This is a genomic window from Mesorhizobium sp. P3_B5, assembly GCF_056402815.1.
In genome coordinates, this window is sequence record NZ_JBFUGR010000004.1 from 1 (window position 1) to 24782 (window position 24782).

Below are 24782 nucleotides of genomic sequence, written 5' to 3' on the forward strand. Positions count from 1 at the left end.
GCAAGGCTACTCATGTCGCGCAACCGCTGCACCCACCTGATGACGGTGCTGATACCAACCCCATAGCGTGCCGAGGCCTGCCGTCGCGACAGCCCCTCCCGCTCAACCGACGCAACAACCCGTTCGCGAAGATCCATCGAGTAAGGCTTGCCCATCCATGCTGACCTCCTTGTCTCAGCAAGAAGGTTGAATCAGATTTGCACGCCTAAGGGAATCCTCGCCGATTCAGCCTCAATTCATCCCGCTCTAACGGCCGCGACAAAGTCGAAACCGGCTATCGCCGCTTTTCTAAGGTCTTTCCACCAAATCCGGAAGATTTTTGGTGGGTGCGCACAGGATTGAACTGTGGACCCGCTGATTAAGAGTCAGCTGCTCTACCAACTGAGCTACGCACCCACTCGACCGGCAAAAACCGGCGTTGGCGGGCATATAGCCGCCGATACCGGCCGTGTCCAGCCCTGCCGGAATCATTTCCCGACAAATCGCTCCGGGGGTTCGTCATCCCAGGGCGAAGCAGGAGCGAAGCTCCGTCGCGAAGACCCTGGGATCCATGCCGGGGCGTCAACCGAAGAACGCGACGACGCAGAAAAGCATGCACCTGCCAACGAACAGAAAACGGCCGACACGGTGCGCTCAATCTGCACCGTTGGTATTCTGCCGGACGATCGCGGCATGGATCCTAGGGTCTGCGCTGCGTCGCTTCACTCCTTGCTTCGCCCTAGGATGACGACCTTGGCGCGGTCACACGAACAGCTTGCCTTCCGCCACCTTGATGGCATGGCCGCCGATGCGCGCCGAGGCCAGTTTTCCGCCTTGCACCGTCAGTTCGAGGCGGATGCGCGACGGCCGTCCCATCTCCAGCCCTTGCTCGATCCAAAGCTGCGAACTGCCATCCGTCGGGGCGTCGAAATGCATGATGGCGCCGGCAAAGGCGGCTGCGGCCGAACCGGTCGCCGGGTCTTCATAGGAAGGCGTGCCCGGCACGATCATGCGGACATGGAAGGCACTGTCGTGGTTCACCGTCTCGCGGCAATAGACATACGGGCTGGCGAAGGCCCAGTCGCTCTTGCGCGGCGCCAGTTCCGACCAGGCCTGGTTGTCCAGTTTGATCCGCGCCGCCGCCTCCAGATTGGCGACGGGAATGGTCACATAGGGCACGCCGGCCGACCAGAACGAGACCCGGTGATTCTCGAAGCCGATCTCATGCGGCGTCAGGCCAAGGGCCGCACCAATCGCCTCCGGGTCGGCGGACAGTTCCAGCGGCTCCGGCAGTTTGGCCAGGTCGAACTCGGCGAAGGTGGCGCCATCGTGCTTGCTGACGGCGCAGCGCACCGGGCCGATATTCTCTTCCAGCACAAAGATGCCGGCGCCGCCCTCGCCCGCCAGCTCGGCGAGCGCAATGGCCGAGCCCACGGTCGGATGGCCGGCAAACGGCATTTCGTAGTCGGGCGTGAAAATGCGGATGCGGTTTCGGTGCTTGGGATTGTCCGGCGGCAGCACGAAGACCGATTCGGACAGGTTGAACTCGCGTGCGATGGCCTGCATGGCGGCGGTGTCCAGCCCCTTGCTGTCCAGCACCACGGCCAGCGGATTGCCGGCCAGCCGATCGGTCGTAAACACGTCGTAGAGCAAGTAGTTCCTGGTTTTCATTCTTGCCTCAATCCCAACATGGGCGAAATTTAATTTGATATTCGAACCAGCAAGCCTGATCTGTGCACTGATAGGGACATTGCGCATCATAGGGGTCCGGCGTGGACCAGATTGTCAATCTGCCAAAGACGGAATCGGATTCCGCCATCGAGACGGCGCTCGGCCTTGATCACACAGGGCGGCGCAAGACACGTCGCCGTGGCTGGCTCTATGGCCTGCTGGCGCTGATCATCATCGCCGCAAGCCTCGCCGGTTACCAGTGGTATGCCGGGTCCCCTGCCAAGATCGACTACACCACGGCGCCGGCCGCTGTCGCCGATCTCACCGTCGCGGTCTCCGCGACCGGCACGCTGCAGCCCCTCACCCAGGTCGACATTTCCAGCCAGTTGTCCGGCGTCGTCCGCTCGGTCTCGGTCAACGAGAACCAACAGGTCAAGAAGGGCGACGTACTGGCCGCGCTCGACACCGCCAAGCTGGAGGTGCAGATCGAACGGGCGCAGGCCTCCGCCAAGGCGGCCGCCGCCAATGTCGAGGACGCCACCGTCACGCTGACCGAAAACGAAAAGGCGCTGGTGCGTGCCGCTGAGCTGACCAGGCGCGGCATGGCGACCGACCAGTCGCTCGAAGCAGCGACCGCGACGCGCGACCGCTCCAAGGCGGCGCTCGATAGTGCCGAGGCCAATCTCGCCATCGCCAATGCCGATCTGAAATCACAGCAGACGGACCTTGCCAACAGTACCATCTATGCCCCGATCGACGGCATCGTGCTGACGCGCTCGGTCGATCCCGGCCAGACCGTCGCCTCCTCGCTGCAGGCGCCGGTGCTGTTCATCATCGCCGCCGATCTCAGGAACATGGAACTGGTGGCGGCGGTCGACGAAGCCGACATCGGCGCCGTCAAATCCGGCCAGCATGCCCGCTTCACCGTCGATGCCTTCCCCGACCGGCCGTTCGACGCCGAGATCCGCGACATTTCCTTTGCCTCGCTGACCACGGACGGCGTCGTCACCTACAATGCGCGGCTCGAGGTCGACAACAACGAGCTTTTGTTGCGGCCGGGCATGACCGCCACCGTTTCCGTCGTCACCAGGCAGGCCAAGGGCGTGCTCACCGTGCCGTCCACCGCCTTCCGCTATCGCCCGGCACAACAGGCCGCCCGCGGCTGGAGCCTGAGCGACCTGTTCACCGGCCGCATGGGGCGTCCGGGCGGCAATCGCCAGCGCCAGCAGCAGCCGACACCGCCCACCGACGGCTCGCGCACACTCTACGTGCTGGAGAACGGGCGGCCGCACCCGGTCAAGGTCAAGATCGGCTCCACCGACGGCGAACTGACCGAGATCACCTCCGGCCTTGACGAAGGCGCACTGGTCATCACCGCGTCGCAGCAGCGGAGCTAGTGCCGTGGCGACGGGCGCGACCCTCATCAGCTTCGACAAGGTCTGGAAGACCTATGGCCAGGGCGAAGCCAAGGTGCATGCGCTGGCCGGCGTCGATCTCGCCATCCGCCGCGGCGAGTTCGTCGCCATCATGGGCCCGTCCGGCTCGGGCAAGTCGACGGCGATGAACATCATCGGCTGCCTCGACACGCCGACGGCCGGCACCTACTCCTTCATGGGCATCGACGCCGGCCGGCTCGACCGCAACCGCCGCGCTTTGCTGCGCAATCTCTATGTCGGCTTCGTCTTCCAGGGCTACAATCTCTTGCCACGCACCACGGCGGCGGAAAATGTCGAGCTGCCGCTGATCTATCGTGGCGTCGCCGCCCGCGAGCGCCGCGCTCTCGCCATGGAGGCGCTGGCCGAGGTCGGTCTGGTCGGCCGCGAGCACCACACGCCGGCCGAACTCTCAGGCGGCCAGCAGCAGCGCGTGGCGATCGCGCGCGCCATCGTCACCCGGCCGACGCTGCTCGTCGCCGACGAGCCGACCGGCAATCTCGACACCGCCCGCACCCATGAAATCATGGAACTGTTGACGCGGCTCAACAGCGGGCTTGGCCTGACCATCGCCATGGTCACGCATGAGGCCGACGTCGCCGGCTACGCCGAGCGCACGATCCGCTTCCTCGACGGCCATGTCGCCTCCGACACCAAGAAATTTGAGGTGGCGTAACCATGCTCTGGGAAACCGTCCGCCTGTCGCTCATCTCCATCCGCCGCAATGTGCTGCGCTCGTTCCTGACGCTGCTCGGCATCGTCATCGGCGTCGCCGCCGTCATCGCCATGCTGACCATCGGCTCGGGCACCACCGAGAAGGTCAAGACCGACATCTCCAAGCTCGGCAGCAATCTGCTCGTCGTCCGCTCCGGCCGCCCTGCAGGTCCAGGCGGACCGGGCGGGCTCGACCAGATCGTTCGTCCGCTGGCCGAAAAGGACCTTGCCGCACTGGTCGCGCATTTGACCGGCGCGCGCGCCATTTCGCCGGCCTCGCAAAAACAGGTCCGCGTCATCTTCGGCACCGAGAGCCTGACCTCGGGCGTCACCGGCACCGACAGCGCCTATCTCGATGCGCGCGACTGGAAGCTGGTTTCCGGCCGGCCGTTCAGCGATTCGGAGACACGCTCGGGCACCGGCGTGTGCCTGATCGGCGAGACGGTACGCCAGCAATTCTTCGGCGCCGGCGACCCTGAAGGCGAGATCATCCGCGTCAACCGCACCTCCTGCAAGATCATCGGCCTGCTCGAACCGAAGGGCTATACCGGCTTCGGCCAGGACCAGGACAATGTCGTGTTGATGCCGCTCGCCGCCTACCAGCGCCGCATCGCCGGCAACCGCGACATCGACAACATCTACGTCGCCGCTGATGACCGGACGCCGACCAGCGAATTGCAAACGCGCGTCGACGATATCCTGCGCGACTCTCGCCGCATCCCGCCCGACCGCGAGGATGATTTCTCGATCCGCGACATGACCCAGATCGCCGACGCCATGGCCAGCGCCACCACCACCATGACAGGCATGCTGGGTGCGGTCGCCGGCGTCAGCCTGCTGGTCGGCGGCATCGGCATCATGAACATCATGCTGGTGTCGGTCACCGAGCGCACCCGCGAGATCGGCATCAGGCTCGCCATCGGCGCGCATGAGAAGCACATCCTCATCCAGTTCCTGGTTGAGGCGACGGTGCTGTCGCTACTCGGCGGCATCATCGGCATCCTGATCGGCCTGGCGCTGGCCGGCCTCGCCTCGCTGACGCTGGCCATCCCCTTTGCGCCGAGCCCGGCGGTCATCCTGCTCGCCGTCGGCTTCTCCGCGCTGATTGGCATGGTGTTCGGTTTCTTCCCGGCGCTGCGCGGCGCCAGGCTCGATCCGATCGACGCGCTTCGGCACGAGTAAGATCAGGCCAGCTCCACCACTGCGACCACCATCCGCAACCTTGGATGTTGCCGATTCCCACAATGGTGTCGCCGTCCGATCAGCGACCGGTCAACGCTGCTCCATGCGTGGACGACTTCATGACCCTCCGCCGCCCGCGCCCAGGGCGACGAGAAGTTCATCCAGTTGCTCGAACTGCTCGCCCATCGCATCCGCCGCCCCGGTCCCGGCAGCGTCGAGAGCTTCCTTCGAGGGATAGAGCTCGTGCAGGACCACCAGCGTCTTGCCACCCTTTTCCTCGAAGGTCACCGTGGTGACGGGTCCAACATCACCAACTTCGTCATTGGTCCAGACGATGCGCGAGTGCGGTATCACTTCGATATACCTGCCGAAGAACTCGTCAGAGTTTGAGGCATCGTGGCCGAACGCCAGGCGGTACGTGCCACCGGTACGAACATCCATCTCGCAGGAACGCAGGAACATGCCCATCGACTTCGGCGCCCACCACCGCTTGAACAGCTCGGGCTTGGTCCACGCCTCGAACACGATGCGCGCCGGGCCGTTGACGGTTCGCGTAACGACCAGCTCTCGGTCGGACTTCCGTTCGACCGTCGTGCGGTTGTTCATGGGCTCACTCTCGCTTCTTTTGTCCATCGGCTTTCTCCTTCTGTTTCAATTCCTCGACAACCTTGTCCAACGCGTCGAAGCGTGCGTCCCAGACCTGGCGGTACCTCTCGATCCATGCCGCCTCTTCCTCCAGTCGGCGCAGGCCGAGCTTGCAGGTTCGCACGCGCCCGACCTTTTCCGTGGTGACGAGCCCCGCCTGCTCCAAGACGCCGACATGCTTCTTCATGCCCGTGAGGGTCATGTGGAACTTCTCGGCGAGCTCCGTGATCGAAGCATCGGAACGTCCGAGCTGCTCCAGAACGCCGCGTCGGGTGGTGTCCGAGAGCGCGGCGAACGAGGCATCGAGATGGGGGCGAATATACTGAACCATATGGTTCAGTATCTAGCAGACGAATTGGCGGCATGCAAGGGGGCCCGAGCCCGTGCCGCGTTGCCGGCCGCCTTCGCTCCCAAATCGACGTCATTCGATGTAGATTCGATCGACTCGGCGATCTCCTGGCCCTAAGGCAAGATATCTTTGGTCGGAGGCGAACAACGCATGAGCAAGAAGGCACGACTGATCTTGGTGATGTTCATCATCGAGGCCGCGCTGGCAGGCCTCTGGTGGTATCTCGCCCGCTACGGCATGGCCAACCCCGATCGCGTCCACGCCGACTTCCAAGAGGTCGTCGGCCAGACGATGGGAATGGCGATGGGCGGATTGCTCGGTCTTGGCGTCATCCTGTTCTTTGTCGCCGCCCGCAACGACCGCAAGGCAGCGCAGAACAAGGCGCCGCACTGACCCTCGCTCGCCGTTTGGTTGCCGCTGTCAAAACGGAAGCCGCGCATTCTCCTTGACCTCCTTCATGACGAAGAAAGTCCGGGTTTGCCGAACACCAGGTAGCGCAATCAGCTTCTGCCCGTGGAGCTTGTTGAAATCCGCCATGTCGCGAACTCTTATCTTCAACAGATAGTCGAAGTCGCCGGCCACGAGATTGCAATCCAACACCTCGTTGAGCTCGTGCACGGCCGCCTCGAAAGCGGCGAAGCTTTCTGGTGTCGAGCGGTCGAGCACGACGCCGACCATCACCAGCGCGCCAAGCCCCACCGCAGCGGGCGCGATCTCGGCCCTGACCCCTTTGATGTAGCCTTCATCGAACAGGCGTTGTGTGCGCCGATGGCAGGTGGCTGCGCTGACATTCACGCGGGTCGCCAGGTCCGCATTGGTCAGCCGTCCCTCGGCCTGAAGGAGGCGCAGGATCCTGACGTCGACGCGGTCGAGAGCTTCATCGGAAGATTCTTCCATTTCTTAGGATCCAAGTGGATGATTAGGCCAATGATACCGCAATTTTTTGTATTGCGTGTAAATTCCACAAGCAAGTTCGAGAGCACCTTTCGCATGAGTCCGCTTATGATCAGCCCATAGAAAACGACCACGGCGGAGACAGATCGATGTCACTTCTCGCAAAGTTCGAACGCTATCCGCTGACCTTCGGCCCCACGCCGATCGAGCATCTGCCGCGGCTGAGCGCGGCGCTGGGCGGGAAGGTGCAGGTTTACGCCAAGCGTGACGATTGCAATTCCGGGCTCGCAATGGGCGGAAACAAACTGCGAAAGCTCGAATACATCGTGCCTGACGCTATTCGCTCCGGTGCCGACACGCTGGTGTCGATTGGCGGTGTCCAGTCGAACCATACGCGCATGGTCGCCGCGACGGCCGCCAAGATCGGCATGAAGTGCGTGGTGATCCAGGAGAAGTGGGTGCCCCACTATGATGCGGTCTACGATCGGGTCGGAAACATCCTGATGACGCGCTTGATGGGTGCGGACTGCCGGCTCGTCGACGACGGTTTCGACATCGGCATCCGCAAAAGCTGGGAGGACGCGATCCAGTCGGTCAAAGACGCAGGCGGCAAGCCCTATCCAATCCCGGCCGGCGCCTCGGTGCACAAGTTCGGCGGGCTGGGCTATGTCGGCTTCGCCGAGGAGGTAGCGAGCCAGGAGGCCGAGCTCGGTTTCACCTTCGACTACATCATCGTGTGCGTCGTCACTGGTTCGACGCAGGCCGGCATGATCGTTGGCTTCGCCGCACAAGACCGCGCCGACCGGGTGATCGGCATCGACGCCTCCGGGACTCCAGACCAGACTCGCGCGCAGGTCCGCCGCATCGTCGACGACACCGCCGCCCTCGTCGGGCTTGGCCGCACTGTGCGCGACGACGAAATCGTGATCAATCCGGACTATGCCTATCCGGCCTATGGCGTTCCGTCGGACGCCACGAACGATGCGATCAGGCTGGCAGCCCGAACGGAGGCCATGATCACGGATCCGGTGTACGAGGGGAAATCGATGCAGGGCCTGATCGATCTAACTGCGAAAGGCTTTTTCCCTGAGGGCTCCAGAGTTCTCTACGCGCATCTGGGTGGCGCCCCGGCCATCAACGGTTACAGCTATTACTACAAGGACGACGGCGCCCGCCTTCCGAACCGGCCGAACCAAGCGGTGGTCCCAGCGGACGAACCTAGCAGCCGGGACAACTCGCAGTACGACGCGCTGCCGCCACTCTTCCCGTAGTTCGGTTTCGATTCAGGCGCTCACTCTGACGACGAGTCACCGCTCGGCGACATCACAGGCCGGGTCCAGTTCACCACCCGCAAAATGCCACTCGACCAGCGGCTTCATGTGCGGCGATAGCCCGTCCGGCAGGTCGGTGGCATGGCGGATGATGACTGGCCCCTCGATCTCCGGATCGGCCTCGGTCGAGACGAAGGCGCTGATGCGTTGAGCGATCTCGTCGGCGGGCGCAGTCTCGTGATAGCGGCGGAAGATCACCGTGCCGCTGTTGGTCGACAGGGCATGCCAGCGCTTGCCGCGTTTTGCACCGGACAGGTCGAGGCCGGTCTCCTCGCGCACCTCGCGGATCATGTTGAAATCGACATCGACCAGCCCGTCGCGAAAATCGATCGGTTCGAACGAGCCGGCGGCGAAATAGACACGGCCGGCATTGACCGTGTGCGCGCTCATGCGGATCGCCACCAGCGCATTGTCACCGGCCACCAGCATGGCATGGGCATAGGCGTGCTCGGCGCCGGAATTCTCGCGCCGCTTGCGCCAAAGCATGAAGGTCGAATAGCCGACGGCGTGGCAGCGGCCGACGAGGCGGTTGTCGCGCCATGCAAGTTGCGAGAGCAACACCACCGTGCCGTCGAACAGGGCCGGGTTGGCTATTGTCTCGCGCTGCCAGTTTTCGGCAATCGCCTCCGCATTATCCAGCGCGAACGGGTGCGGGCCGGGATCCAGCCGCACGTCGATGGCGTCGACCGGCAGGATGACGTTGCGTGGCAGATCGAAACTCAACGCAGCCTCAGACCATATCCAGGGTGATCGCCACCGGGCAATGGTCGGAGGCCTTCGGCCGGTCCCAGCCGGCGCGCGGAAAGCGGTCCACCGCCTGTCCCGCCGGGAATATGGTGCGCCAGGGTTGGCCGTTGCGGATGATGTCGGGAACGGCCGTCGCGTTGCTGGCCGCCAAACCCTTCGACAACAGGATGTAGTCGAGCTGGCACAGATGCCGCTCCTCCGGTCCGCGCGTGTGATAAAAGCTCCAGCGGTCCATTTCCGGCCGCCGCTCAACGACGTTTTCGCAAAAGCCTCCAGCGGTGAGCACATTGAGGCAGGACTGGCTCTCGTCGACCACCGTGAAGCGATAGCCATCGATATTGTCGCCCTCGATCTTCACCCGTTGCCGGTAGTCGTTCATGTCGCCGCAGATCGCCCAGCGCTTGTCGGCGGCATGGTCCTTGCTGAAGCGCTCCTCGATGATGCGGCGCACCGCTTGCGCCTCGGCGATACGCACCGGCATTGTCGCCTCGCGTCCGTCGAGACCGTTGCGCGGCGAGCCCATCGATTTGAAATGCACGAGGTAGAGCGTCAGCGGCACGCCACCCACCGTCACATCGACCTCGAGGCAGTCGCGCCGGAAGATCCGCTCATTGGCCTGGTTTCCCAGTGCCGCCAGCTCCGGCGTATGCAGGCCGAACTGCTCGAACGTGACATAGGCATGGCTGGTCATGCGCACGAATTCGATCGGCTGGCCCTGCGCGGTCTCGTTGCGCATCATCACCGCAACGTCGATGCCGCGCGAATCATTGCCGGCGGTTGTGTATTTCTGCCGGTAGCCCTGCCCCACCATCTTGAACAGATAGCCGTATTCGAAAGCCTTCAGCGCCTCGATATTGTCGACCTCCTGCATGCAGATGATGTCCGCGCGCGTCGCAGCTATAGCCAGCGCCGTCAGCTGGCGCGTGTCGTCGGACTGCGCGATGGCGCGGGCCTGCTCCAGCATCTTGTATTCGGCCTCGCTCTGGATATCGAAAAGCGCCAGCGTGCGATCTTCGTTGAGCTGGTTGCGGTAGCCGGAGAAATCGAACCTGTTCATCAGGTTTTCGACATTGAAGGTAGCAAGGCGCAGCGACATGACCGTGACCTTTGCCTGCAAGCGGCCGCGAAGACAAGGGGCCGCTCCCATGCCCGTCATGGTTGATGGAACCTTTCCGTTCATCCTCCGTTCAGACGGGAAGTTCCATCAATACGGTTCTTCCCCGGGGTAGTCTGGGCGTGGGGCCTGTATCTCCAGGAGAGTGCAATGAACTCGCTCTTTTTGTCTTCTGTCCGGTCCGGGGTAATGACCCTCGGTCTTTTGGCGAGCCTGACGGCCCCATCCCTGGCCGGGCCCATCCTGCAACCCGATCCATCGGTCCCGGCCAATGCCGCGGCGCCGGAAATCATACCTGTCCGCGACGAGTGGGCCGGCAGCGGCCCCAACGGGCAAAACGAGGAGGATTGGCGCTGGCGCCGCCACGATGGCCGTCGGTGGTCCAACAATTTCGGCGAGCGCCGTTTTACCCGGTCGAACGATTGGGACAATGGCAACTGGAACGGCGGAGACAACTGGCGTTGGCGCCATCATCGCCATCATCGCGGCGGCGATTTTGATGGCGGCGCCGCGATTCTCGGCCTCGGTCTAGGGCTCGGCCTCGGCAGCATCTACAACAATGGGTACTACAACAACGGCTACTACAATGGCGGCTACTACGTGCAGCCGGCACCGCGCCGCTACTATCGGGCGCAGCGGCTTTCCAGCGCCCATGTCCAGTGGTGCTATGATCGTTACCGGTCGTATCGGGTTCGGGACAACACCTTCCAGCCTTACAACGGCCCGCGCCAGCAGTGCTGGTCGCCCTATAGCTGAGCAAGGCAGCCTGGCGAATTCCCTACGGCGCCGCGCATCGCGGCGCCGTTTTTCGTCAGCAGGCACCACAAAATCTGCGCAGCATTCCCGACGCTAACGCTATGTTTATCCGGCAGGACTATCGCTCAATTGATCAGACCGCTCCCCACGCGACGATCGCCCGGGATTTTGTGCGATGGCCGACGACGAACACGAACACAGAGACAAACACAGACAGCGCGTCCTCAAGGGCGCGACGATCCTGACCGGCCTGACCAATTCCGAGGTCAAGTGCACGGTGCGCAACATGCATGCCGGCGGTGCCGAGCTGAAAGTAGCGATCGACGCGCGCGTGCCGGACGAATTCCTGCTCTACGTGCCAACCGACGGCATCGGCTACAAGGCGGTGGTCCGCTGGCGCCGTGAAGACCGCATCGGCATCGTGTTCACCGGCACCGAGCCGAAACCCCACTGGCACTACGGCTGAACACAACACACCGTCGCGATCGTTCGGCTTGTTGACTGCTAGCCTGGATCTTTGGCGTGGTCCTCCTGCGCCCTGGCGGACAGCTGCTTCAACACGTCAAGGAAGGCGTTGAATCGCTCCTCACCGATCTCCGCCGCCCATTCCGCGTGCAACCGCCGCAGGCAGGTGAAAATCGTCTCGACAAGCTGCCACCCGCGCGCGCTCAGGTAGATGAGGCGCCGGTCGCTGCCCTCGGGAGAGCGCCGCTCGATATAGCCGAGCTCCTCGAGCTGGATGAGGAGGTAGTTGATCGCCTGCCTCGACATTCGCTTCTGGCGAGCCAGTTCCGACGGCCTTACGCCATCCGGAAGGGGATAGGAGAACACGGCGAAGTGAGCGTCCTGGAAGTCGGTGAAGCCGGCGTCATGAATGGCCTTGTGCATCTGGTTGCGAACGTGCTGCCAGGTGATGCGCAGGAGAGCCCCGAAGAAGGGCGGGCGCAGCTCCCTGTCGGGCTTCGGCGGTTCTTCCGTCTGACTGGCTGTTGACATTGTTGTAAAGTCCTTTTACAAATTCTGTAAAACCACTTTACAACAAGGAGCATGTCGATGGAAGCGGGTACACAGAGCGTCTTGAGGATCGGTGAGCTGGAATTGCGCTTCCTGGTCACCGACAAGGGTGCAACCGTGTTTGAATTCGTTGTCCCGTCCCGCGCCCGCGTACCGGCGCCCCACTTCCATCAGGAGGCGGACGAAACGCTGTATGGGCTGGAGGGCATTTTGACGATCACCGTTGATGGGCGAAAGCAGGAACTCGGCGCCGGCGATGCCATCTTCATTCCGCGTGGAAGTGTCCACCACCACGAGAACCTGCACGACGATGTGTCGCGGACTTTGGCCGTGATGACGCCGGGGTCCATCGGGCGCAGCTACTTCGACGAGATTGCCGAGGTGATCAACGTCCCCGGCAAGCCCGACCTGGCCAAGGCGAAGGAGGTCATGCTGCGCCACGGGCTCGTGCCCGCGTAGGTCCCCAGCTGCGACGACCGCGTCGGCGTGCTGTTCACCGGCACCGAGCCAAAACCGCGCTGGCACTACGGCTGAACACCTCCGGGAATCGCTACTCTTTGCAGCCGGCGAGCGCGCGTCTAGCCAGGCGGCAGGATTTTCAGTGTCTGCTCGTCAAACAAGGGTTCGTCCTGGCCGACGCGAACAAACAGAAGTCTATCCGACTCGGACGATTGCACCTCGAAATACTGGATGCCATCGGGGGCTTCACCCCATTCGCCGCAAGGCGGCTCGCCAACCTCATCGGGATTGGCAAGGGCCTTCAACTCCTTTGCATAGGCGGCATTGGGGCTGAAAGTGTAGCGGATGACCCCCGCGGGCGTGGTCCCTTCGGTGTAACGCGTCAGCTCGCAGCGTTTGGCGACAGCCTTGTCGGTCTTTTCCTGGAATATGCGCTGCAATGCAGCCTCGGCGGTTTCGCCCGGCTGGACGTCGAAGACCTCGACCAGCGGATCGGCCGCGCCGCCATCGCTGTATTTGATGGCAAGTGCTCTGCCGACAAACTCGAAATGGATCTGGCGAAAGCCGAAATCACAGCGCTGCACCCAGGCGGCAAGCCCGACGCCCTGGTCCGCCAGCCTTTCCCAGGCGCATTTGTCGACAGGCGGACGTGACGGCTTGCCTTTGGCGGCATGCGCCCCGCCAGACATGGCGACAAGCGCCAACAGGGCGCGGGCGAACAATCTCACGCTTCTATTCATCGCTGCATCCAGTCAAGGTGAAGGCATCCCAGGCCGCGCTGTCGGGATTGGCATTGGCAAAATCGGGCCATTCGACAAAGGTCGCACCAAAATCCGGCAGCAACAGCCCTGTCGGCGCCGGCGACGCCTCATGGGCGTTCAGTTGCTCGGCACCACCTGCGTTCAACGCATAGACCTGCCCGTCCCACACCCGGCACAATCCACTGCCATCCTCGCGGCCAGCGTCGCGGTCATCGTCGGTGCAGGGATGCCGGATCGTGCCCAGTGGAAAAGAGTTCTTGCCATTGGTCCAGGTGATGTCGGACGGCAAACGGATGTCGGTATTGGGCACCGTCAGTGAAAACACCTCGGTCGTGAGCGCCGCCGGCTCGTTGGCGATGGGCCGGAACTGCATGGTCGCTCCCGAGCGCGGTTCGCGATAGGTAGCGTGGCTCAACAGACATTCCTTCGCATTCGCGACCTGCAACAGGCTGAGCATGCTCAGAACGATGACGCCTGCCTTGCGGATGATCATTGATTTCCCCCGTGAAGCATCAAGCGTGTAGCATCCGACCAGGGTCGTGGCCAAAGGGAAAGAAAATCCGGTGATGCAGCGTCTGATGGTGACGATCTCGATATGCGCATTGCTGGGCGGTCCTGCCCTCGGCGCCGAGCCCTATGTCGGCACCTGGTCTACGAATCGGCTGAACTGCACGGCTGCCGCCGACGTCCAGCGCCAGACGGTCTACACTCTGTACCGGAAAGCCCTTTCGGCTCCCGATCTCGGCTGCGAGCAGGCGAAATTTCGCAAGGACGCCACAGGCTGGCTGGTGCGGGCAAGCCAATGCTACGGCTCCGATCCATCGGCCGAAGAGCCATTCTCGCGGATCATCCATGTCGTTACCGACGGAGCGCTGTTGCGGTTGACCTGGCCTGGCTTCGACAGTGGACCGCTGGTCAGATGCTGAAGACAGTCGAGCTTGTCCCCTAGATCAGCCCGACGAGCAGCGCTGCCCCGCCAAGGAAGCCGGCAGCGCAGACCCAGAGAACCCATAGACCCCACACCTTGCATTCGAGCACGGCCGCGGCGGGATTGGCGGGATCATAGTGCACATCGACCTTGCTGCCCTCGACATAGCGTTTCGACTGGCCGCCGACGAGGCGCGGCAGCGTGGCCGTCAGCGTTCCACCGAAGGCGACGCGATCGGCGCTGTAGCGCTGGCCGGCGACGCTGTAGCTGTAGACGATTCGGGATTTGAAGACCGTGCGCCAGGGGCGGTAGCCACTGTTGCGGGTTTGAAATTCCTGCAGGCCGGAGGTGTCGATGCGTCCGGCGGTGACAGGCCATTTGGCCGCCTGTTCCGCCAGCGACTTCTGGGCAAAGCCCATGCGCAGGATGAACAATCCCATGACCAGCAAAAGCACCGCGGCGCTAAGGTTCTGCGGCTTGGGCAAATGCGGCCCGATCGCTTCCAGCGCACCGCCGACGGAAAGGACCAGCACAAGCGCACCAACCACCAGCCCCGTGGAGAGCGTGGCCATGAACTTGAAGGCGCCTTCAGGCATGGTGCGCTCGATCACGGCCTTGGCCGGATTGGACGGGTCGTAGAAAACGGTGACGGCGGCCCCCTTGGGAAAGCGCGCGAGGGTTTCAGGCACCTCGAAATTTCCGAGGTTCTCCTGCACACTGTAATGCGAACTTTGAAATGACTTGCCACCCACCTTGTACTGAAAGGTGATCGCCGGAAAATTGCGGATCTCGGTCGAAGTGCTGCTGTCCGAGCCGGATCCCGAACTGGTCACCTCACGGGCTTCCACCCGCGACGAGATGATCCTGCCCGGCGTCGGCAACCAGCGGCTGACCGCGCGCACCTCTCGCCACTTCAACAACGTCACAAGGCTGAGCCCACCGGCGCCCAGGCATGCGAACCCGATCAACAGAAACTTGATATCCAAAACGCACCCCCTGGCATGCATGCCCAGGACCAATTGGTCCTACCCTGCACACGCATAGCACGGATGGTGAGAACAACGCGTCTGTTCAAAAACCTTGGGGAGATCGCGCCTCAGTCGACGAATTCGACGCCGACAAGCGTCATCGAGCGCCAGCACACGCGTGCTGCACGGCTTCGCGCCGCACCGTTGATCGCCAGATCGAACCCCGAAGGCACGCCGGTTGCATCGCCGAAGCTCAGCAGTGTCCCATTTTCGGACTCATTGCGGACGACGCCTTCCATTGTGCCAAAGCCTCTGTTGAAGCGCAGCACAGCGCCTTTGAGTGCGCGCCGCCGCCGATCCACGCGGCGCTCGCTGATCGCGTTGCTGTCAACCGTCATCTGCATCGTCCCAGCTCCGTTACCGTTGATGACGGTCAAGCGAGTTTCGTGCCAGTCTCTTCGTGCCGGAATGGCACGACCGCAAAAAGCCGGCGGATCGCTCCGCCGGCTTTCTTGTGCAGTGATGAAATTGCGAACTAGTTCTTGGCCTTGTCGACCAGCTTGTTCTTGGAAATCCACGGCATCATCGCGCGCAGCTTGGCGCCGACTTCCTCGATCTGGTGGCTGTCATTGTTGCGGCGGATGCCCTTGAAGCGCGACATGCCGGCGCGGTATTCCTGCATCCACTCCGAGGTGAACTTGCCGGTCTGGATGTCCTTCAGCACGCGCTTCATCTCGGCCTTGGTGTCGGCGGTGATGATGCGCGGACCCGAGACATACTCGCCCCATTCGGCGGTGTTCGAGATCGAGTAGTTCATGTTGGCGATGCCGCCTTCATAAATCAGGTCGACGATCAGCTTGACCTCGTGCAGGCACTCGAAATAGGCCATTTCCGGCGCGTAGCCGGCTTCCACCAGCGTCTCGAAACCGGCACGGATCAGCTCGACCAGACCGCCGCACAAAACCACCTGCTCACCGAACAGATCGGTCTCGCATTCCTCGCGGAAATTGGTCTCGATGATGCCCGAACGGCCGCCGCCGACGCCGCAGGCGTAGGACAGAGCCAGATCCAGCGCATTGCCCGAAGCGTCCTGGTTGACGGCGACCAGGCACGGCACGCCGCCGCCCTTCTGGTATTCGCCGCGCACCGTGTGGCCAGGACCCTTCGGCGCGATCATGACGACATCGACGGTCGACTTCGGCTCAATCAGGCCGAAATGCACGTTGAGGCCGTGGGCGAAAGCGATCGCCGCACCGTCGCGGATGTTCGGCGCGATCTCGTTCTTGTAGATGTCGGCCTGCAATTCGTCAGGCGTCGCCATCATCATCAGGTCGGCCCATTTGGCAGCGTCCGCCACGCTCATCACCTTGAGCCCGTCGGCCTCGACCTTCTTGGCGGTCGCCGAGCCGGCCTTGAGGCCGATGGCGATCTCCTTGGCGCCGGAATCCTTGAGGTTGAGCGCATGCGCCCTGCCCTGGCTGCCATAGCCGATGATGGCGACCTTCTTGCCCTTGATCAGGTTGAGATCGGCGTCGCGATCGTAATAGACACGCATCTTTTGCTTCCTTCCCGTTTGAAGATCAGAGGCCCTGGGGGCCGGTTTTTGCTCCGTAGAGAGCGAGAAACTGCTGCGTCGCCCGCGCGGCATCGCCGCCGATTGCCGCGTCAGTCGATTCCAGCCGGTCGCCGAGCAGCAGACGGATCTGCACGTCGCGGGCGACCAACCCGAAAAAGGTACGGAACGCCGTTTCGGCATCCGTAAAGTCGAGAAACCCCGCCTGCTTGCCGGCTTCCAACACCGGCTTCAGCCGCCTCGCCAGCGCGAAGCGGCCATTCTCCAGCACGATGGCGCCGAGATCGTCCTTGCCCGAGCCAGCATGACTGACCGCCACGCGGTTGAGCGCGATCGAGGTGTCGCTCGAAATCACCTTTAGCCAGTCGCAAGCGAAGCGCTCGAGGCTCGCCGTCAGCGAGGCGAGATCGAGACCCTTGCGGTCGACCTGTGCCACCCGCACCTTCGAGGCCTGCCACTGCACGGTCGCCGTCAACAGCCCGTCGCGGTCGCCGAACCATTTATAGAGCGTCTCCTTCGAGCAACTCGCCCGCCGCGCCACGGCGGTCATGGTCAAATGATCGCCCTCCTCGACCAGCAGGCGCAGTGCGGCATCCAGCACGGCCTTCTGCCGTTCTGTCAGCGCATCGCTGGTGTCGATGTCGGCGCTTGCCTGCAACAAGACTGTTTCCTGCCCGATGACGAGTGACGCTTAGCCCGAAGGCGTACCGTACGTTACGGTTCGGCATATTGCGCAATCCGGCGTCCGGTGCAAGAGCCGATACGGAAAAAATCACCAACTGCAGATGCCCAATGCCCGCTAAGGCCTTGGCTCAGTCGCTTGCGGGTGGGAGGCGCAGCCGTCCAAGCAGGCCAGACAAGGTGTCGAGTTCATTCTGTGAAAGCCTGGCACCGACCAGATCGGCGATCGACTTTCCGTAAACAGTCCACATCTGGCGGCGGGTCTCGCGACCCTTGGCGGTGATGCGGATGGTTTGTCCGCGGCCGTCATCGGCGACCCTGAGCTTCTCGACCAGGCCGTCGGCCTCGAGCCGCGCCAGCAGCCGCGAGATGTTGTATTGCGCAAACAAGGTGCGCTCGATGAGCTGGAACGGCCGCAGCCCGCCCTCGCCCGCCTCGGCAAGCTCATGCAGCACGTCGTACCAGGCAAGCGGCGGTAGGCCACCGGCCTTCAGCGACTCTTCAGCACTTTCCGCCAGCTGGCGCGAAACCCGCATCAGGCGGGCCCAGCCTTTGATGGCCGCCGGCGAAGGCGTGGCTTTCTCTGTCATGGCCATATCCTAGGCGATAGATGCAGTTGCATCAAGCTTGACGATCAATGCATATGCATCTATATAGATGCAATTGCATTAACTGAGAGAAATTCCGATGAAGCACGAAATCTGCAAACTCGCCGACATCCCGCAGGCAGGCAGCCTGATCGCGCCGTTCTTCGGCCGCGAGGTGCATGTCTACCGCAGCGGCGACCGGATCCGCGCCGCCGCCAATGTCTGCCTGCATTTCGGCGGACCGCTCGACTGCAAGGACGGCAAGCTCGTCTGCCAGTGGCACGGCGCCTCGTTCGATATGGAAAGCGGCGACCGCCTCGAAGGCCCGGCGCCAAAAGCCTCCCGGCTGATGTTCCTCTCCACCCGCGTCGAGGACGGCGCCCTGAACTATGTCTGGGGAGAGTGAGATGACCGACAAGCTCATCCTCGTCAGCCATCATCTTTGCCCCTATGTGCAGCGCGCCGCGATTTCACTGGCCGAGAAGGGTGTGCCGTTCGAACGCGTCACCATCGATCTTGCCAACAAGCCGGACTGGTTCAAGGCCATGTCGCCGCTCGGCAAGGTGCCGCTGCTCATCGTGCGGCATGACGGCGATGAAACGGTGATTTTCGAATCGGCCGTCATCCTCGAATTCCTCGAGGAAACACAGGCCAACCCCCTCCACCCCGCCGACCCCTATGCCCGCGCCCGGCACCGCGCCTGGATCGAATTCGGCTCGGCAACGCTCAACGCTATCGGCCGATTCTATTCGGCGCCGACGCAAGGATCCCTGCTTGCCGAAGCCGAGGCGCTGTCGGCGATGTTCGATCGTCTCGAAGCTGAACTCGCGGATAGTATCGATCGGTCAGGGCCATGGTTCGCCGGCGAGCACTTTTCACTCGTCGATGCGGTCTACGGGCCGATCTTCCGCTACTTCGATGCCTTCGACCGGATCGCCGATTTCGGCATCCTGAGCGGCAAGCCGCTTGTTCAGGCCTGGCGCAAGGCATTGGCCGAACGTCGGGCGGTGAAGAACGCGGTCGCCCCCGACTATCCGCAGCGCCTTGATGCCTTCCTGCTGGCCAAGGGCTCGCATCTGTCGGCCCTCATTCGCCGAAACGATCCGGCCACTGTGCTTCAACAAGCCCGATCCGCCTGAACGGATCGATCAGCGTTCCGGCCACCATCGAGGCAAGCACGCTTGGCACTGGCGGGATTCTAGCGATGGTCGCCACCAGCCTGTCACGGAAAAAGGGAAGCATCGTTCCGTCCGACTGGTAGAATGGCGTCAGCGCCAGCGACAGCAGTTGAAAGACCCGGATATGCCATCGCCGCGCCCGGGCGTAGGCTTCCAGCGCCGCCTCGACGCTGCCCGCTTGTGCCAATGCATGGCTGAGCGCGGCCGCGTCGAGCAGCGCCATGTTAGCGCCCTGCCCAAGCTGCGGGCTGGTCGAATGCGCGGCGTCGCCGATCACCGCCAGCCTCCGGCCGGCCGGCAGCTCCATCGTGTGATGGCCATAACGCGCCAGCGACAGCTGGTCGAAACTGTCGATCTGGCTGGTGAACGCCTCGCACTCCGGCCATAGCGAAACCAGTCTTGCTTTCCAGGCGTCGAGTCCTGCTGCCCGAACCTGTTCGACATCCGCCGGCTTCAGACTCCAGAAAAACGCTGCCATCTTTTCAGCACTCGGCTCCGGCCGGCCGATCGGCAACACGCCGATCATCACGCTGGCCTTGTCGTAGCGCTGCAACAGCGCGTTCTCGTCAAACCCTTCGCGCCAGCCGAACGACGCCCAGAACGCGCCGTAGGTAAGCGGCCGCGGCTCGGCTGGATCGTTCAGGCACTGGCGCAGCTTCGAGCGCGAGCCACTGGCGTCGACGACGAGGTCGAACGGCCCTGCCTTACGGCCATTATCGAAGATCAGGCTCGCCCGCTCGCCCACGTCCAGCGTCTCGATCTCGACGCCGGTTTCGATGGCTATGCCTTGGCGCTGCGCGGCGCGGAACAACACGTTGAACAGCGCCGCCCGATGCACCGCCAACCCAAAGCGTCCGCCGCTCTGCGCATCGTAGCGCACGGCGAGCACGGTGCGGCCGGTGCTGGCGTCGGCGCCATGCAGCCGGTCGATGCGGCTGCCCAGCGCCAGGATGTCGTCGAGCAGGCCGAGATCGGCAAGCACCGTCAGCCCCGTCGGCTGCAGGATCAGCCCGGAACCGACGGGCTTCGGCTCCTCGAAGCGCTCGAAGACGGTGACCCGGTGCCCGGCGCGCTGCAGATAGAGAGCGGCGGCCAGTCCGGCCGGCCCGGCGCCGGCAATCGCGATGTCGAGAGAAATGCCCATTGCCCGCCGAGTCTTGCCCAGGCCGGACAATCCTTCAGCGATCTCAGCAAATCAAGTTGCGGTCTGGGCTTTCACGCCTGGTCAGCATCAAAAACAGCCCGCGCATTGCGCACTGCATCGTGGTTTAGCTCGGCCCACTGGATCAACTGGTGCAAGGCGCCGAACATCGAGCGCCCGAGATCGGTGAGACTGTATTCGACGCTTGGCGGTTTGGTCGGGAACACCTGGCGACGCACATAGCCGTCGCGCTGCAGGTCGTGCAGTGTCTGGGTCAGCATGCGCTGCGAAATATCAGGGACCAGGCGGCGCAGCTCGCCGAAGCGATAGGTTTTTTCGGCAAGGGCCATCATCAGCAGCGAACTCCATCGGCTGCTGATGCCCTGGATCACATCGCGCACCGGACAGTCGGCAAGATTTCCGCCGCCGCTCTGCGCTTTGTAGATCTCGAGTTTCGACCTCAGATTGATGATGCTGCTGTCCACGGCTGGTTCCTTGCCTGTGCCTACCTCCCGCAAAACTGCCTTCTTTACGAGGGTCGGTCAATTCCTATTTTAGTGCTGGTCTCTTTTTGAGACTGGCATATAGCACTCACCGCTTCGGCGCAAAGACAGGACCTCCCAATGACCGAAACCCTTCTCGTCACCGGCGCCGCCGGCCAGCTCGGCCGCGGCGTCATCCATCACATGCTGGACACGCACAAGGTTGCGCCGGCAAACATCATCGCCACCACTCGCAATCCTGAAAGCCTGTCCGATCTGGCGGCGCGCGGCGTCGATGTCAGGGCCGCCGACTTCAACGACGCGGCCTCGCTGGAAAGCGCATTCAAGGGCGCCGACAGGGTGCTGATCATTTCGACCGGCGATCTCGACATCAAAAGCGGCAGGCGTCTGAAGCAGCATGAGACGGCTGTAGCCGCGGCGAAGCAGGCAGGCGTTTCACATCTACTCTACACATCGATGCCCAATCCGGAGCCGGGTTCACCGGTGCTGTTTGCCGGCGACCACTACGGCACCGAGCAGGCGATCAAAGCCAGCGGTATTGCCCATACGATCTTCCGCAACGGCTGGTACCAGGAGAACCTGTTCATGGCGCTGCCGCACGCCATTGCCTCGGGACAGTGGTATACGTCGGCAGGCGACGGCCGCGTCGCCCATGGTGCGCGCGACGACATGGCAGCAGCCATTGCCGCAAGCCTCGCTTCCGGTTCGACCGACAGCAAGACCTACACGCTGACCGGCCCGCAAGCCTATACGACGGCCGAGATCGCCGCCCTGGTCAGCGAAGTCACCGGCAAGAAGCTGGACGTCATCCAACTGCCTGAAGAGGCCCTGATCGAAGGCGTGAAAGCGGCCGGCGTTCCCGAGGATTTCGCCAGCGTCATCGTTTCCTTCGACACCAACACGCGCTCAGGCCGCATCGCCCTGGTGACGGACGCGGTCGAGAAATTGTCCGGCAGAAAGCCGCAAACGCTGAAGCAGTTCCTCGAGGCCAACAAGGCCGCCTTGGCCGGTTGAAGCCTGCGCTGCGGGGAGCCGAATTCGAGTTCGGCTTCCCGCACTGCTACTTCGATTTCTTGAGCAACCCCGTCGGATCAGGCTTTCGCCGGTTGCAACGATGGCCTCTTCCCGCGAGCGTGGCGCCCAGCCGAGCATGCGCATGGCCTTGGCCCCCGTCGCGTTCCTCGCCTTGCCGAGCTCGGTCACGATCTGGGCTGCCTGCCCGTCGAACAGTCCGACGATCCTCACCAGCCAATCCGGCAGCACCCGCGTCGGCACGCGCGAGGCCGCATTGCCCAGCCGGGCTTTCAGCGTCTGTGCAATCTCCAGCATCGTCATGAAATCGCCGCTGATGGCCAGGAACCTCTCGCCCTTGGCCAGCGGATTGGTCATGGCGCGCAGATGCAGGTCCGCCACGTCCCGCACGTCGACCACGCCGAACAGCATGTGCGGCAGGCCCGGCATTGCGCCGTCCATCAGGCGTCCTATGAACTCCGTGGAGGTCGAATGATCCGGCCCCAGGACCGGTCCGAAGATCCCGACCGGATTGACGACCGCCAGCTCCATTGCGCCGCCTTGACCGGCAATGAAATCCCAGGCTGCGCGTTCGGCCAACGTCTTCGATTTCACATAGGCGCTCACCTTTTCCGCCAGATTGGTCCAGTTCTCCTCAGTGAACGGACGGCCGGCAACCGGCGCCTGGCCATAGCCGATAGCGGCGAAGGACGAGGTGAGCACGACGCGCTTGACGCCGGCATCGCGCGCGGCCCGCAGCACGCGCAGGGCGCCTTCGCGAGCCGGGATGATCAGATCGTCTTCATGCCTGGGCACATCGGGCGGGAACGGCGAAGCGACATGAAGAACATACGCGCATCCGGCGACGGCTTCCGGCCAACCCGTGTCGGTCATCAGATCGGCATAGGCGAATGAAAGCGCTTCGCCGGGCTCGGCGCCGCCGACCTTCAACATAGCGAGAACATCGGCTTCACGCTTGGCTGATCGCACCGTGGTGCGCACGCGGTAGCCTGCATCCAGCAAAGCCAGGATGCAGTGAGCGCCGAGAAAACCCGATCCGCCGGTAACAAGCACCAGTTCGCCGCTCATGCCCGCCTCCGCGATGATCCAGAGCAATTCCAGGAAAAGTGTGAAACGGTTTTCCGACCGGAATTGCGTTAAAACAACGAGATAGAGCGGCTCTGCGTTTCCGTGAAACGATGAACCGCTCTATGCGTTCGAGACCCTCAAATCGCCACCTGCGTTCCGATCTCGACCACGCGTCCGGTCGGGATCTGGAAATACTCCGTCGCATCTGCTGCCGTGCGCGCCAGGCCGATGAACAGCTTGTCCTGCCACACCGGCATGCCGGAATTGGGCGAGGCCTTGAGCGAGCGCCGCGACAGGAAGAACGACGTGGTCATGATGTCGAACTTCCAGCCCTGCTTGCGGCAGATCGCCAGTGCACGCGGAATGTTGGGCTGTTCCATATAGCCGAAGGTCAGCGTCACCCGCATGAACAGCTCGTTGACCGTCTCCATCTTGACGCGGTCGCTGTCGGGCACCACCGGCTGCGGCGCCGTCACCACCGAAAGGATGACGTTCTGTTCGTGCAGCACCTTGTAGTGCTTCAGGCTGTGCATCAGCGCGGTCGGCGCGCTCTGCGGATCGCTGGTCAGGAACACGGCCGTACCGGACACCAGCTGCGGCTTCTTCTTCAACAGATTGCCGGCCAGGAAATCGAGCGGGATCTCGTTCCTGCGCGTCTTGTCGAACAGATAGCGGCTGCCGCGCACCCAGGTAGCCATGGCCAGAACGATGGTGAAGGCCACCGCCAGCGAAGCCCAGCCGCCCTCGAACACCTTGACGATGTTGGAGGCGAAGAAGCCGATGTCGATGAACATGAATACCGCCGTCATAGCGATTGCCACCCAGAGCCGCCATTTCCAGATGCGGGTCATCACGACATAGAGCAATACCGTCGTCACCAGCATGTTGCCGGTCACCGAGATACCGTAGGCGGAGGCCAGCTTGCTGGATTCACCGAAGCCGACCACCAGAAGCATCACCACCAGCGCCAGCAAAAGGTTGACGCGCGGCATGTAGATCTGGCCGGACTGCCGTTCCGACGTATGCAGGATTTCCAGGCGCGGCAGCATGTTGAGCTGCACCGCCTGCCGGGTCAGCGAGAAGGCGCCCGAAATCACCGCCTGGCTGGCGATGACGGTGGCGGCGGTCGCCAGCAACACCATCGGGATCAGCGTCCAGCCCTGGTTCATCTCGAAGAACGGATGGCCCACCACGCCGTTTTTCGCCAGCACGAAAGCGCCCTGTCCGGCATAGTTGAGCAGCAGGCAAGGGAAAACGATAGCCAGCCAGGCGAGCACGATGGGCTTGCGCCCGAAATGGCCGAGATCGGCATAGAGCGCCTCTGCGCCGGTGACGGCGAGGAAGATCGCGCCAATGGTGACGAAGGCAACATCGGGGGAATTGATCAGAAACGCGACAATGTAATGCGGGCTGACAGCCCAAAGGATTTCCGGATCGGCGATAATGTGGTTCAAACCGGAAAGGCCGATGGCCAGGAACCAGACCGCTGTGATCGGTCCGAAAATCAGCGCAACGCCACCGGTTCCGAACCGCTGCACCGAAAACAGGATCGCCAGGATGAGCAGTGTCAGCGGCACCACATAGGGCTGGAAGGTCGGCGTGACGACATTCATGCCTTCCACCGCCGAAAGCACCGAAATCGCCGGCGTGATCACGGCATCGCCATAAAACAGCGACGCGCCGACCATGCCGATGCCGAGGATCAGCGCGGAGCGTGTCGGGAAACTGCCGCGCGCCAGCGCCATCAATGACAGCACCCCGCCCTCGCCGCGGTTGTCGGCCCTGAGCACGAAATTGATATATTTGATGGTGACGATGATCGTCAGCGACCAGATGATCAGCGACAGCACGCCAAGAATATCGCCGCGGTCGGCGACTTCGCCCCCGGACGACGCCACCAGCGCCTCACGGAACGCATAGATCGGGCTGGTGCCGATGTCGCCATAGACCACACCGAGCGCGCCCAGCATCAACACCTTGGTGCTATGCTGTTCGATCTCTGGATGGCTCGATTGTTCGACGGGTTCTGCCTCACTACCAGTGTTGGTAAGGGCCATGGACGACACTCCGATAA

The 24782-nt window shown here is 62.9% G+C and carries 31 protein-coding genes and 1 tRNA gene; 12 read left to right on the plus strand and 20 right to left on the minus strand.

Annotated features, from left to right (window positions below):
- From AC1DVW_RS12085 to AC1DVW_RS12095, 3 genes are all read right to left on the minus strand, one after another.
- Positions 1-155, minus strand: a 155-nt coding sequence (locus AC1DVW_RS12085) for a helix-turn-helix domain-containing protein (protein ID WP_477323787.1), incomplete at its 3' end; no start/stop codon positions are given.
- A gap of 165 nt (positions 156-320) precedes the next feature.
- A tRNA-Lys gene (locus AC1DVW_RS12090) sits at positions 321-396 on the minus strand.
- A 345-nt stretch (positions 397-741) separates the two neighbouring features.
- Positions 742-1650: a PhzF family phenazine biosynthesis protein gene (locus AC1DVW_RS12095; RefSeq protein WP_477323341.1), complete on the minus strand. Its 909-nt coding sequence runs from the start codon at positions 1648-1650 to the stop codon at positions 742-744.
- A gap of 101 nt (positions 1651-1751) precedes the next feature.
- On the opposite strand from AC1DVW_RS12095, the gene AC1DVW_RS12100 reads away from it, so the two are divergent.
- The 3 genes from AC1DVW_RS12100 to AC1DVW_RS12110 are packed head-to-tail and all read left to right on the plus strand — an operon-like array spanning position 1752 to position 4979.
- Positions 1752-3047: an efflux RND transporter periplasmic adaptor subunit gene (locus AC1DVW_RS12100; RefSeq protein ID WP_477323343.1), complete on the plus strand. Its 1296-nt coding sequence runs from the start codon at positions 1752-1754 to the stop codon at positions 3045-3047.
- Positions 3048-3051: 4 nt separating this feature from the next.
- Positions 3052-3759 carry an ABC transporter ATP-binding protein gene (locus AC1DVW_RS12105; RefSeq protein ID WP_477323345.1) on the plus strand — a complete coding sequence of 236 codons (708 nt, stop codon included), beginning with the start codon at positions 3052-3054 and terminating at the stop codon, positions 3757-3759.
- Between the two features lie 2 nt (positions 3760-3761).
- Complete coding sequence (locus AC1DVW_RS12110; protein ID WP_477323347.1) at positions 3762-4979, plus strand: ABC transporter permease; 1218 nt, start codon at positions 3762-3764, stop codon at positions 4977-4979.
- A gap of 117 nt (positions 4980-5096) precedes the next feature.
- On the opposite strand, the gene AC1DVW_RS12115 is transcribed toward AC1DVW_RS12110, so the two are convergent.
- Together AC1DVW_RS12115 and AC1DVW_RS12120 are read right to left on the minus strand one after the other, a co-directional pair.
- Positions 5097-5585 carry an SRPBCC domain-containing protein gene (locus AC1DVW_RS12115; protein WP_477323349.1) on the minus strand — a complete coding sequence of 163 codons (489 nt, stop codon included), beginning with the start codon at positions 5583-5585 and terminating at the stop codon, positions 5097-5099.
- 4 nt (positions 5586-5589) lie between these two features.
- Positions 5590-5955, minus strand: coding sequence for an ArsR/SmtB family transcription factor (locus tag AC1DVW_RS12120; RefSeq protein ID WP_477323351.1), 366 nt, complete (start codon positions 5953-5955; stop codon positions 5590-5592).
- A gap of 168 nt (positions 5956-6123) precedes the next feature.
- On the opposite strand from AC1DVW_RS12120, the gene AC1DVW_RS12125 reads away from it, so the two are divergent.
- Positions 6124-6366, plus strand: a complete 243-nt coding sequence (locus AC1DVW_RS12125; RefSeq protein ID WP_477323353.1) for a hypothetical protein — start codon at positions 6124-6126, stop codon at positions 6364-6366.
- Positions 6367-6393: 27 nt separating this feature from the next.
- Here the strand turns inward: AC1DVW_RS12125 and AC1DVW_RS12130 are convergent, their stop codons facing one another.
- Positions 6394-6870 carry an Lrp/AsnC family transcriptional regulator gene (locus tag AC1DVW_RS12130; protein WP_477323355.1) on the minus strand — a complete coding sequence of 159 codons (477 nt, stop codon included), beginning with the start codon at positions 6868-6870 and terminating at the stop codon, positions 6394-6396.
- 146 nt (positions 6871-7016) lie between these two features.
- Here AC1DVW_RS12130 and AC1DVW_RS12135 point away from each other — a divergent pair, with 146 nt between their 5' ends.
- Positions 7017-8138, plus strand: a complete 1122-nt coding sequence (locus AC1DVW_RS12135) for a 1-aminocyclopropane-1-carboxylate deaminase (RefSeq protein ID WP_477323357.1) — start codon at positions 7017-7019, stop codon at positions 8136-8138.
- Between the two features lie 36 nt (positions 8139-8174).
- Here AC1DVW_RS12135 and AC1DVW_RS12140 read toward each other — a convergent pair whose 3' ends face one another.
- Positions 8175-8921, minus strand: a complete 747-nt coding sequence (locus tag AC1DVW_RS12140; RefSeq protein WP_477323359.1) for a hypothetical protein — start codon at positions 8919-8921, stop codon at positions 8175-8177.
- A gap of 7 nt (positions 8922-8928) precedes the next feature.
- A complete protein-coding gene (locus AC1DVW_RS12145) occupies positions 8929-10041 on the minus strand; it encodes an endonuclease/exonuclease/phosphatase family protein (protein ID WP_477244833.1) in 1113 nt (370 codons plus the stop codon).
- A gap of 168 nt (positions 10042-10209) precedes the next feature.
- On the opposite strand from AC1DVW_RS12145, the gene AC1DVW_RS12150 reads away from it, so the two are divergent.
- Positions 10210-10815 carry a BA14K family protein gene (locus AC1DVW_RS12150; RefSeq protein ID WP_477244831.1) on the plus strand — a complete coding sequence of 202 codons (606 nt, stop codon included), beginning with the start codon at positions 10210-10212 and terminating at the stop codon, positions 10813-10815.
- 175 nt (positions 10816-10990) lie between these two features.
- Entirely contained in the window at positions 10991-11281 is a 291-nt protein-coding gene (locus AC1DVW_RS12155) for a PilZ domain-containing protein (protein ID WP_477244829.1), read from the plus strand.
- A 38-nt stretch (positions 11282-11319) separates the two neighbouring features.
- Here the strand turns inward: AC1DVW_RS12155 and AC1DVW_RS12160 are convergent, their stop codons facing one another.
- Positions 11320-11811 (minus strand): MarR family winged helix-turn-helix transcriptional regulator, encoded by a 492-nt coding sequence (locus tag AC1DVW_RS12160; protein WP_477244827.1) that lies wholly within the window; start codon positions 11809-11811, stop codon positions 11320-11322.
- 57 nt (positions 11812-11868) lie between these two features.
- Between AC1DVW_RS12160 and AC1DVW_RS12165 the strand changes: the two genes are divergently transcribed.
- The gene (locus tag AC1DVW_RS12165) at positions 11869-12288 is read left to right on the plus strand and encodes a cupin domain-containing protein (RefSeq protein WP_477244825.1); all 420 of its coding nucleotides are present in this window, start codon (positions 11869-11871) and stop codon (positions 12286-12288) included.
- A gap of 119 nt (positions 12289-12407) precedes the next feature.
- Here the strand turns inward: AC1DVW_RS12165 and AC1DVW_RS12170 are convergent, their stop codons facing one another.
- Entirely contained in the window at positions 12408-13028 is a 621-nt protein-coding gene (locus tag AC1DVW_RS12170) for a hypothetical protein (RefSeq protein WP_477244823.1), read from the minus strand.
- Entirely contained in the window at positions 13021-13542 is a 522-nt protein-coding gene (locus AC1DVW_RS12175; RefSeq protein ID WP_477323361.1) for a hypothetical protein, read from the minus strand. The genes AC1DVW_RS12170 and AC1DVW_RS12175 overlap by 8 nt, the downstream gene beginning before the upstream one ends.
- A gap of 73 nt (positions 13543-13615) precedes the next feature.
- Between AC1DVW_RS12175 and AC1DVW_RS12180 the strand changes: the two genes are divergently transcribed.
- Positions 13616-13975: a hypothetical protein gene (locus AC1DVW_RS12180; RefSeq protein WP_477244819.1), complete on the plus strand. Its 360-nt coding sequence runs from the start codon at positions 13616-13618 to the stop codon at positions 13973-13975.
- Between the two features lie 19 nt (positions 13976-13994).
- Here the strand turns inward: AC1DVW_RS12180 and AC1DVW_RS12185 are convergent, their stop codons facing one another.
- The 5 genes from AC1DVW_RS12185 to AC1DVW_RS12205 form a co-directional block, all read right to left on the minus strand.
- Positions 13995-14945: a DUF3592 domain-containing protein gene (locus AC1DVW_RS12185; RefSeq protein ID WP_477244817.1), complete on the minus strand. Its 951-nt coding sequence runs from the start codon at positions 14943-14945 to the stop codon at positions 13995-13997.
- A gap of 128 nt (positions 14946-15073) precedes the next feature.
- Positions 15074-15382, minus strand: coding sequence for a hypothetical protein (locus AC1DVW_RS12190; protein ID WP_477244816.1), 309 nt, complete (start codon positions 15380-15382; stop codon positions 15074-15076).
- Positions 15383-15480: 98 nt separating this feature from the next.
- Positions 15481-16500, minus strand: coding sequence for a ketol-acid reductoisomerase (ilvC, locus tag AC1DVW_RS12195; RefSeq protein ID WP_477244814.1), 1020 nt, complete (start codon positions 16498-16500; stop codon positions 15481-15483).
- Between the two features lie 25 nt (positions 16501-16525).
- Complete coding sequence (locus AC1DVW_RS12200; RefSeq protein ID WP_477323789.1) at positions 16526-17176, minus strand: TetR/AcrR family transcriptional regulator; 651 nt, start codon at positions 17174-17176, stop codon at positions 16526-16528.
- A gap of 154 nt (positions 17177-17330) precedes the next feature.
- Positions 17331-17789: a MarR family winged helix-turn-helix transcriptional regulator gene (locus AC1DVW_RS12205; RefSeq protein WP_477323362.1), complete on the minus strand. Its 459-nt coding sequence runs from the start codon at positions 17787-17789 to the stop codon at positions 17331-17333.
- 97 nt (positions 17790-17886) lie between these two features.
- On the opposite strand from AC1DVW_RS12205, the gene AC1DVW_RS12210 reads away from it, so the two are divergent.
- Entirely contained in the window at positions 17887-18192 is a 306-nt protein-coding gene (locus AC1DVW_RS12210; RefSeq protein WP_477277093.1) for a Rieske (2Fe-2S) protein, read from the plus strand.
- A gap of 1 nt (position 18193) precedes the next feature.
- The gene (locus tag AC1DVW_RS12215; protein WP_477323364.1) at positions 18194-18925 is read left to right on the plus strand and encodes a glutathione S-transferase family protein; all 732 of its coding nucleotides are present in this window, start codon (positions 18194-18196) and stop codon (positions 18923-18925) included.
- Here the strand turns inward: AC1DVW_RS12215 and AC1DVW_RS12220 are convergent.
- Together AC1DVW_RS12220 and AC1DVW_RS12225 are read right to left on the minus strand one after the other, a co-directional pair.
- The gene (locus AC1DVW_RS12220; RefSeq protein WP_477323366.1) at positions 18873-20108 is read right to left on the minus strand and encodes an FAD-dependent oxidoreductase; all 1236 of its coding nucleotides are present in this window, start codon (positions 20106-20108) and stop codon (positions 18873-18875) included. The two genes, AC1DVW_RS12215 and AC1DVW_RS12220, sit on opposite strands and share 53 nt — an antisense overlap.
- 71 nt (positions 20109-20179) lie before the next feature.
- Positions 20180-20590, minus strand: coding sequence for a winged helix-turn-helix transcriptional regulator (locus AC1DVW_RS12225; RefSeq protein WP_477323368.1), 411 nt, complete (start codon positions 20588-20590; stop codon positions 20180-20182).
- A gap of 138 nt (positions 20591-20728) precedes the next feature.
- Here AC1DVW_RS12225 and AC1DVW_RS12230 point away from each other — a divergent pair, with 138 nt between their 5' ends.
- The gene (locus AC1DVW_RS12230; RefSeq protein ID WP_477323370.1) at positions 20729-21622 is read left to right on the plus strand and encodes an SDR family oxidoreductase; all 894 of its coding nucleotides are present in this window, start codon (positions 20729-20731) and stop codon (positions 21620-21622) included.
- Here AC1DVW_RS12230 and AC1DVW_RS12235 read toward each other — a convergent pair.
- On the minus strand, positions 21515-22708 hold the full coding sequence (locus tag AC1DVW_RS12235) for an SDR family oxidoreductase (RefSeq protein WP_477323372.1): 1194 nt from the start codon (positions 22706-22708) through the stop codon (positions 21515-21517). The two genes, AC1DVW_RS12230 and AC1DVW_RS12235, sit on opposite strands and share 108 nt — an antisense overlap.
- Positions 22709-22845: 137 nt before the next feature.
- Complete coding sequence (locus tag AC1DVW_RS12240; protein ID WP_477244798.1) at positions 22846-24765, minus strand: potassium transporter Kup; 1920 nt, start codon at positions 24763-24765, stop codon at positions 22846-22848.
- Positions 24766-24782: the final 17 nt, after the last annotated feature.

Coding starts and splice junctions, on each gene's coding strand:
- AC1DVW_RS12095 (WP_477323341.1), bottom strand. CDS start 1,650: ATGAAAACCAGGAACTACTTGCTCTACGACGTGTTTACGACCGATCGG.
- AC1DVW_RS12120 (WP_477323351.1), bottom strand. CDS start 5,955: ATGGTTCAGTATATTCGCCCCCATCTCGATGCCTCGTTCGCCGCGCTC.
- AC1DVW_RS12180 (WP_477244819.1), top strand. CDS start 13,616: ATGCAGCGTCTGATGGTGACGATCTCGATATGCGCATTGCTGGGCGGT.
- AC1DVW_RS12215 (WP_477323364.1), top strand. CDS start 18,194: ATGACCGACAAGCTCATCCTCGTCAGCCATCATCTTTGCCCCTATGTG.
- AC1DVW_RS12155 (WP_477244829.1), top strand. CDS start 10,991: ATGGCCGACGACGAACACGAACACAGAGACAAACACAGACAGCGCGTC.
- AC1DVW_RS12110 (WP_477323347.1), top strand. CDS start 3,762: ATGCTCTGGGAAACCGTCCGCCTGTCGCTCATCTCCATCCGCCGCAAT.
- AC1DVW_RS12230 (WP_477323370.1), top strand. CDS start 20,729: ATGACCGAAACCCTTCTCGTCACCGGCGCCGCCGGCCAGCTCGGCCGC.
- AC1DVW_RS12170 (WP_477244823.1), bottom strand. CDS start 13,028: ATGAATAGAAGCGTGAGATTGTTCGCCCGCGCCCTGTTGGCGCTTGTC.
- AC1DVW_RS12160 (WP_477244827.1), bottom strand. CDS start 11,811: ATGTCAACAGCCAGTCAGACGGAAGAACCGCCGAAGCCCGACAGGGAG.
- AC1DVW_RS12125 (WP_477323353.1), top strand. CDS start 6,124: ATGAGCAAGAAGGCACGACTGATCTTGGTGATGTTCATCATCGAGGCC.
- AC1DVW_RS12130 (WP_477323355.1), bottom strand. CDS start 6,870: ATGGAAGAATCTTCCGATGAAGCTCTCGACCGCGTCGACGTCAGGATC.
- AC1DVW_RS12220 (WP_477323366.1), bottom strand. CDS start 20,108: ATGGGCATTTCTCTCGACATCGCGATTGCCGGCGCCGGGCCGGCCGGA.
- AC1DVW_RS12165 (WP_477244825.1), top strand. CDS start 11,869: ATGGAAGCGGGTACACAGAGCGTCTTGAGGATCGGTGAGCTGGAATTG.
- AC1DVW_RS12175 (WP_477323361.1), bottom strand. CDS start 13,542: ATGATCATCCGCAAGGCAGGCGTCATCGTTCTGAGCATGCTCAGCCTG.
- AC1DVW_RS12205 (WP_477323362.1), bottom strand. CDS start 17,789: ATGACAGAGAAAGCCACGCCTTCGCCGGCGGCCATCAAAGGCTGGGCC.
- AC1DVW_RS12235 (WP_477323372.1), bottom strand. CDS start 22,708: ATGAGCGGCGAACTGGTGCTTGTTACCGGCGGATCGGGTTTTCTCGGC.
- AC1DVW_RS12135 (WP_477323357.1), top strand. CDS start 7,017: ATGTCACTTCTCGCAAAGTTCGAACGCTATCCGCTGACCTTCGGCCCC.
- AC1DVW_RS12115 (WP_477323349.1), bottom strand. CDS start 5,585: ATGAACAACCGCACGACGGTCGAACGGAAGTCCGACCGAGAGCTGGTC.
- AC1DVW_RS12150 (WP_477244831.1), top strand. CDS start 10,210: ATGAACTCGCTCTTTTTGTCTTCTGTCCGGTCCGGGGTAATGACCCTC.
- AC1DVW_RS12240 (WP_477244798.1), bottom strand. CDS start 24,765: ATGGCCCTTACCAACACTGGTAGTGAGGCAGAACCCGTCGAACAATCG.
- ilvC (WP_477244814.1), bottom strand. CDS start 16,500: ATGCGTGTCTATTACGATCGCGACGCCGATCTCAACCTGATCAAGGGC.
- AC1DVW_RS12145 (WP_477244833.1), bottom strand. CDS start 10,041: ATGTCGCTGCGCCTTGCTACCTTCAATGTCGAAAACCTGATGAACAGG.
- AC1DVW_RS12210 (WP_477277093.1), top strand. CDS start 17,887: ATGAAGCACGAAATCTGCAAACTCGCCGACATCCCGCAGGCAGGCAGC.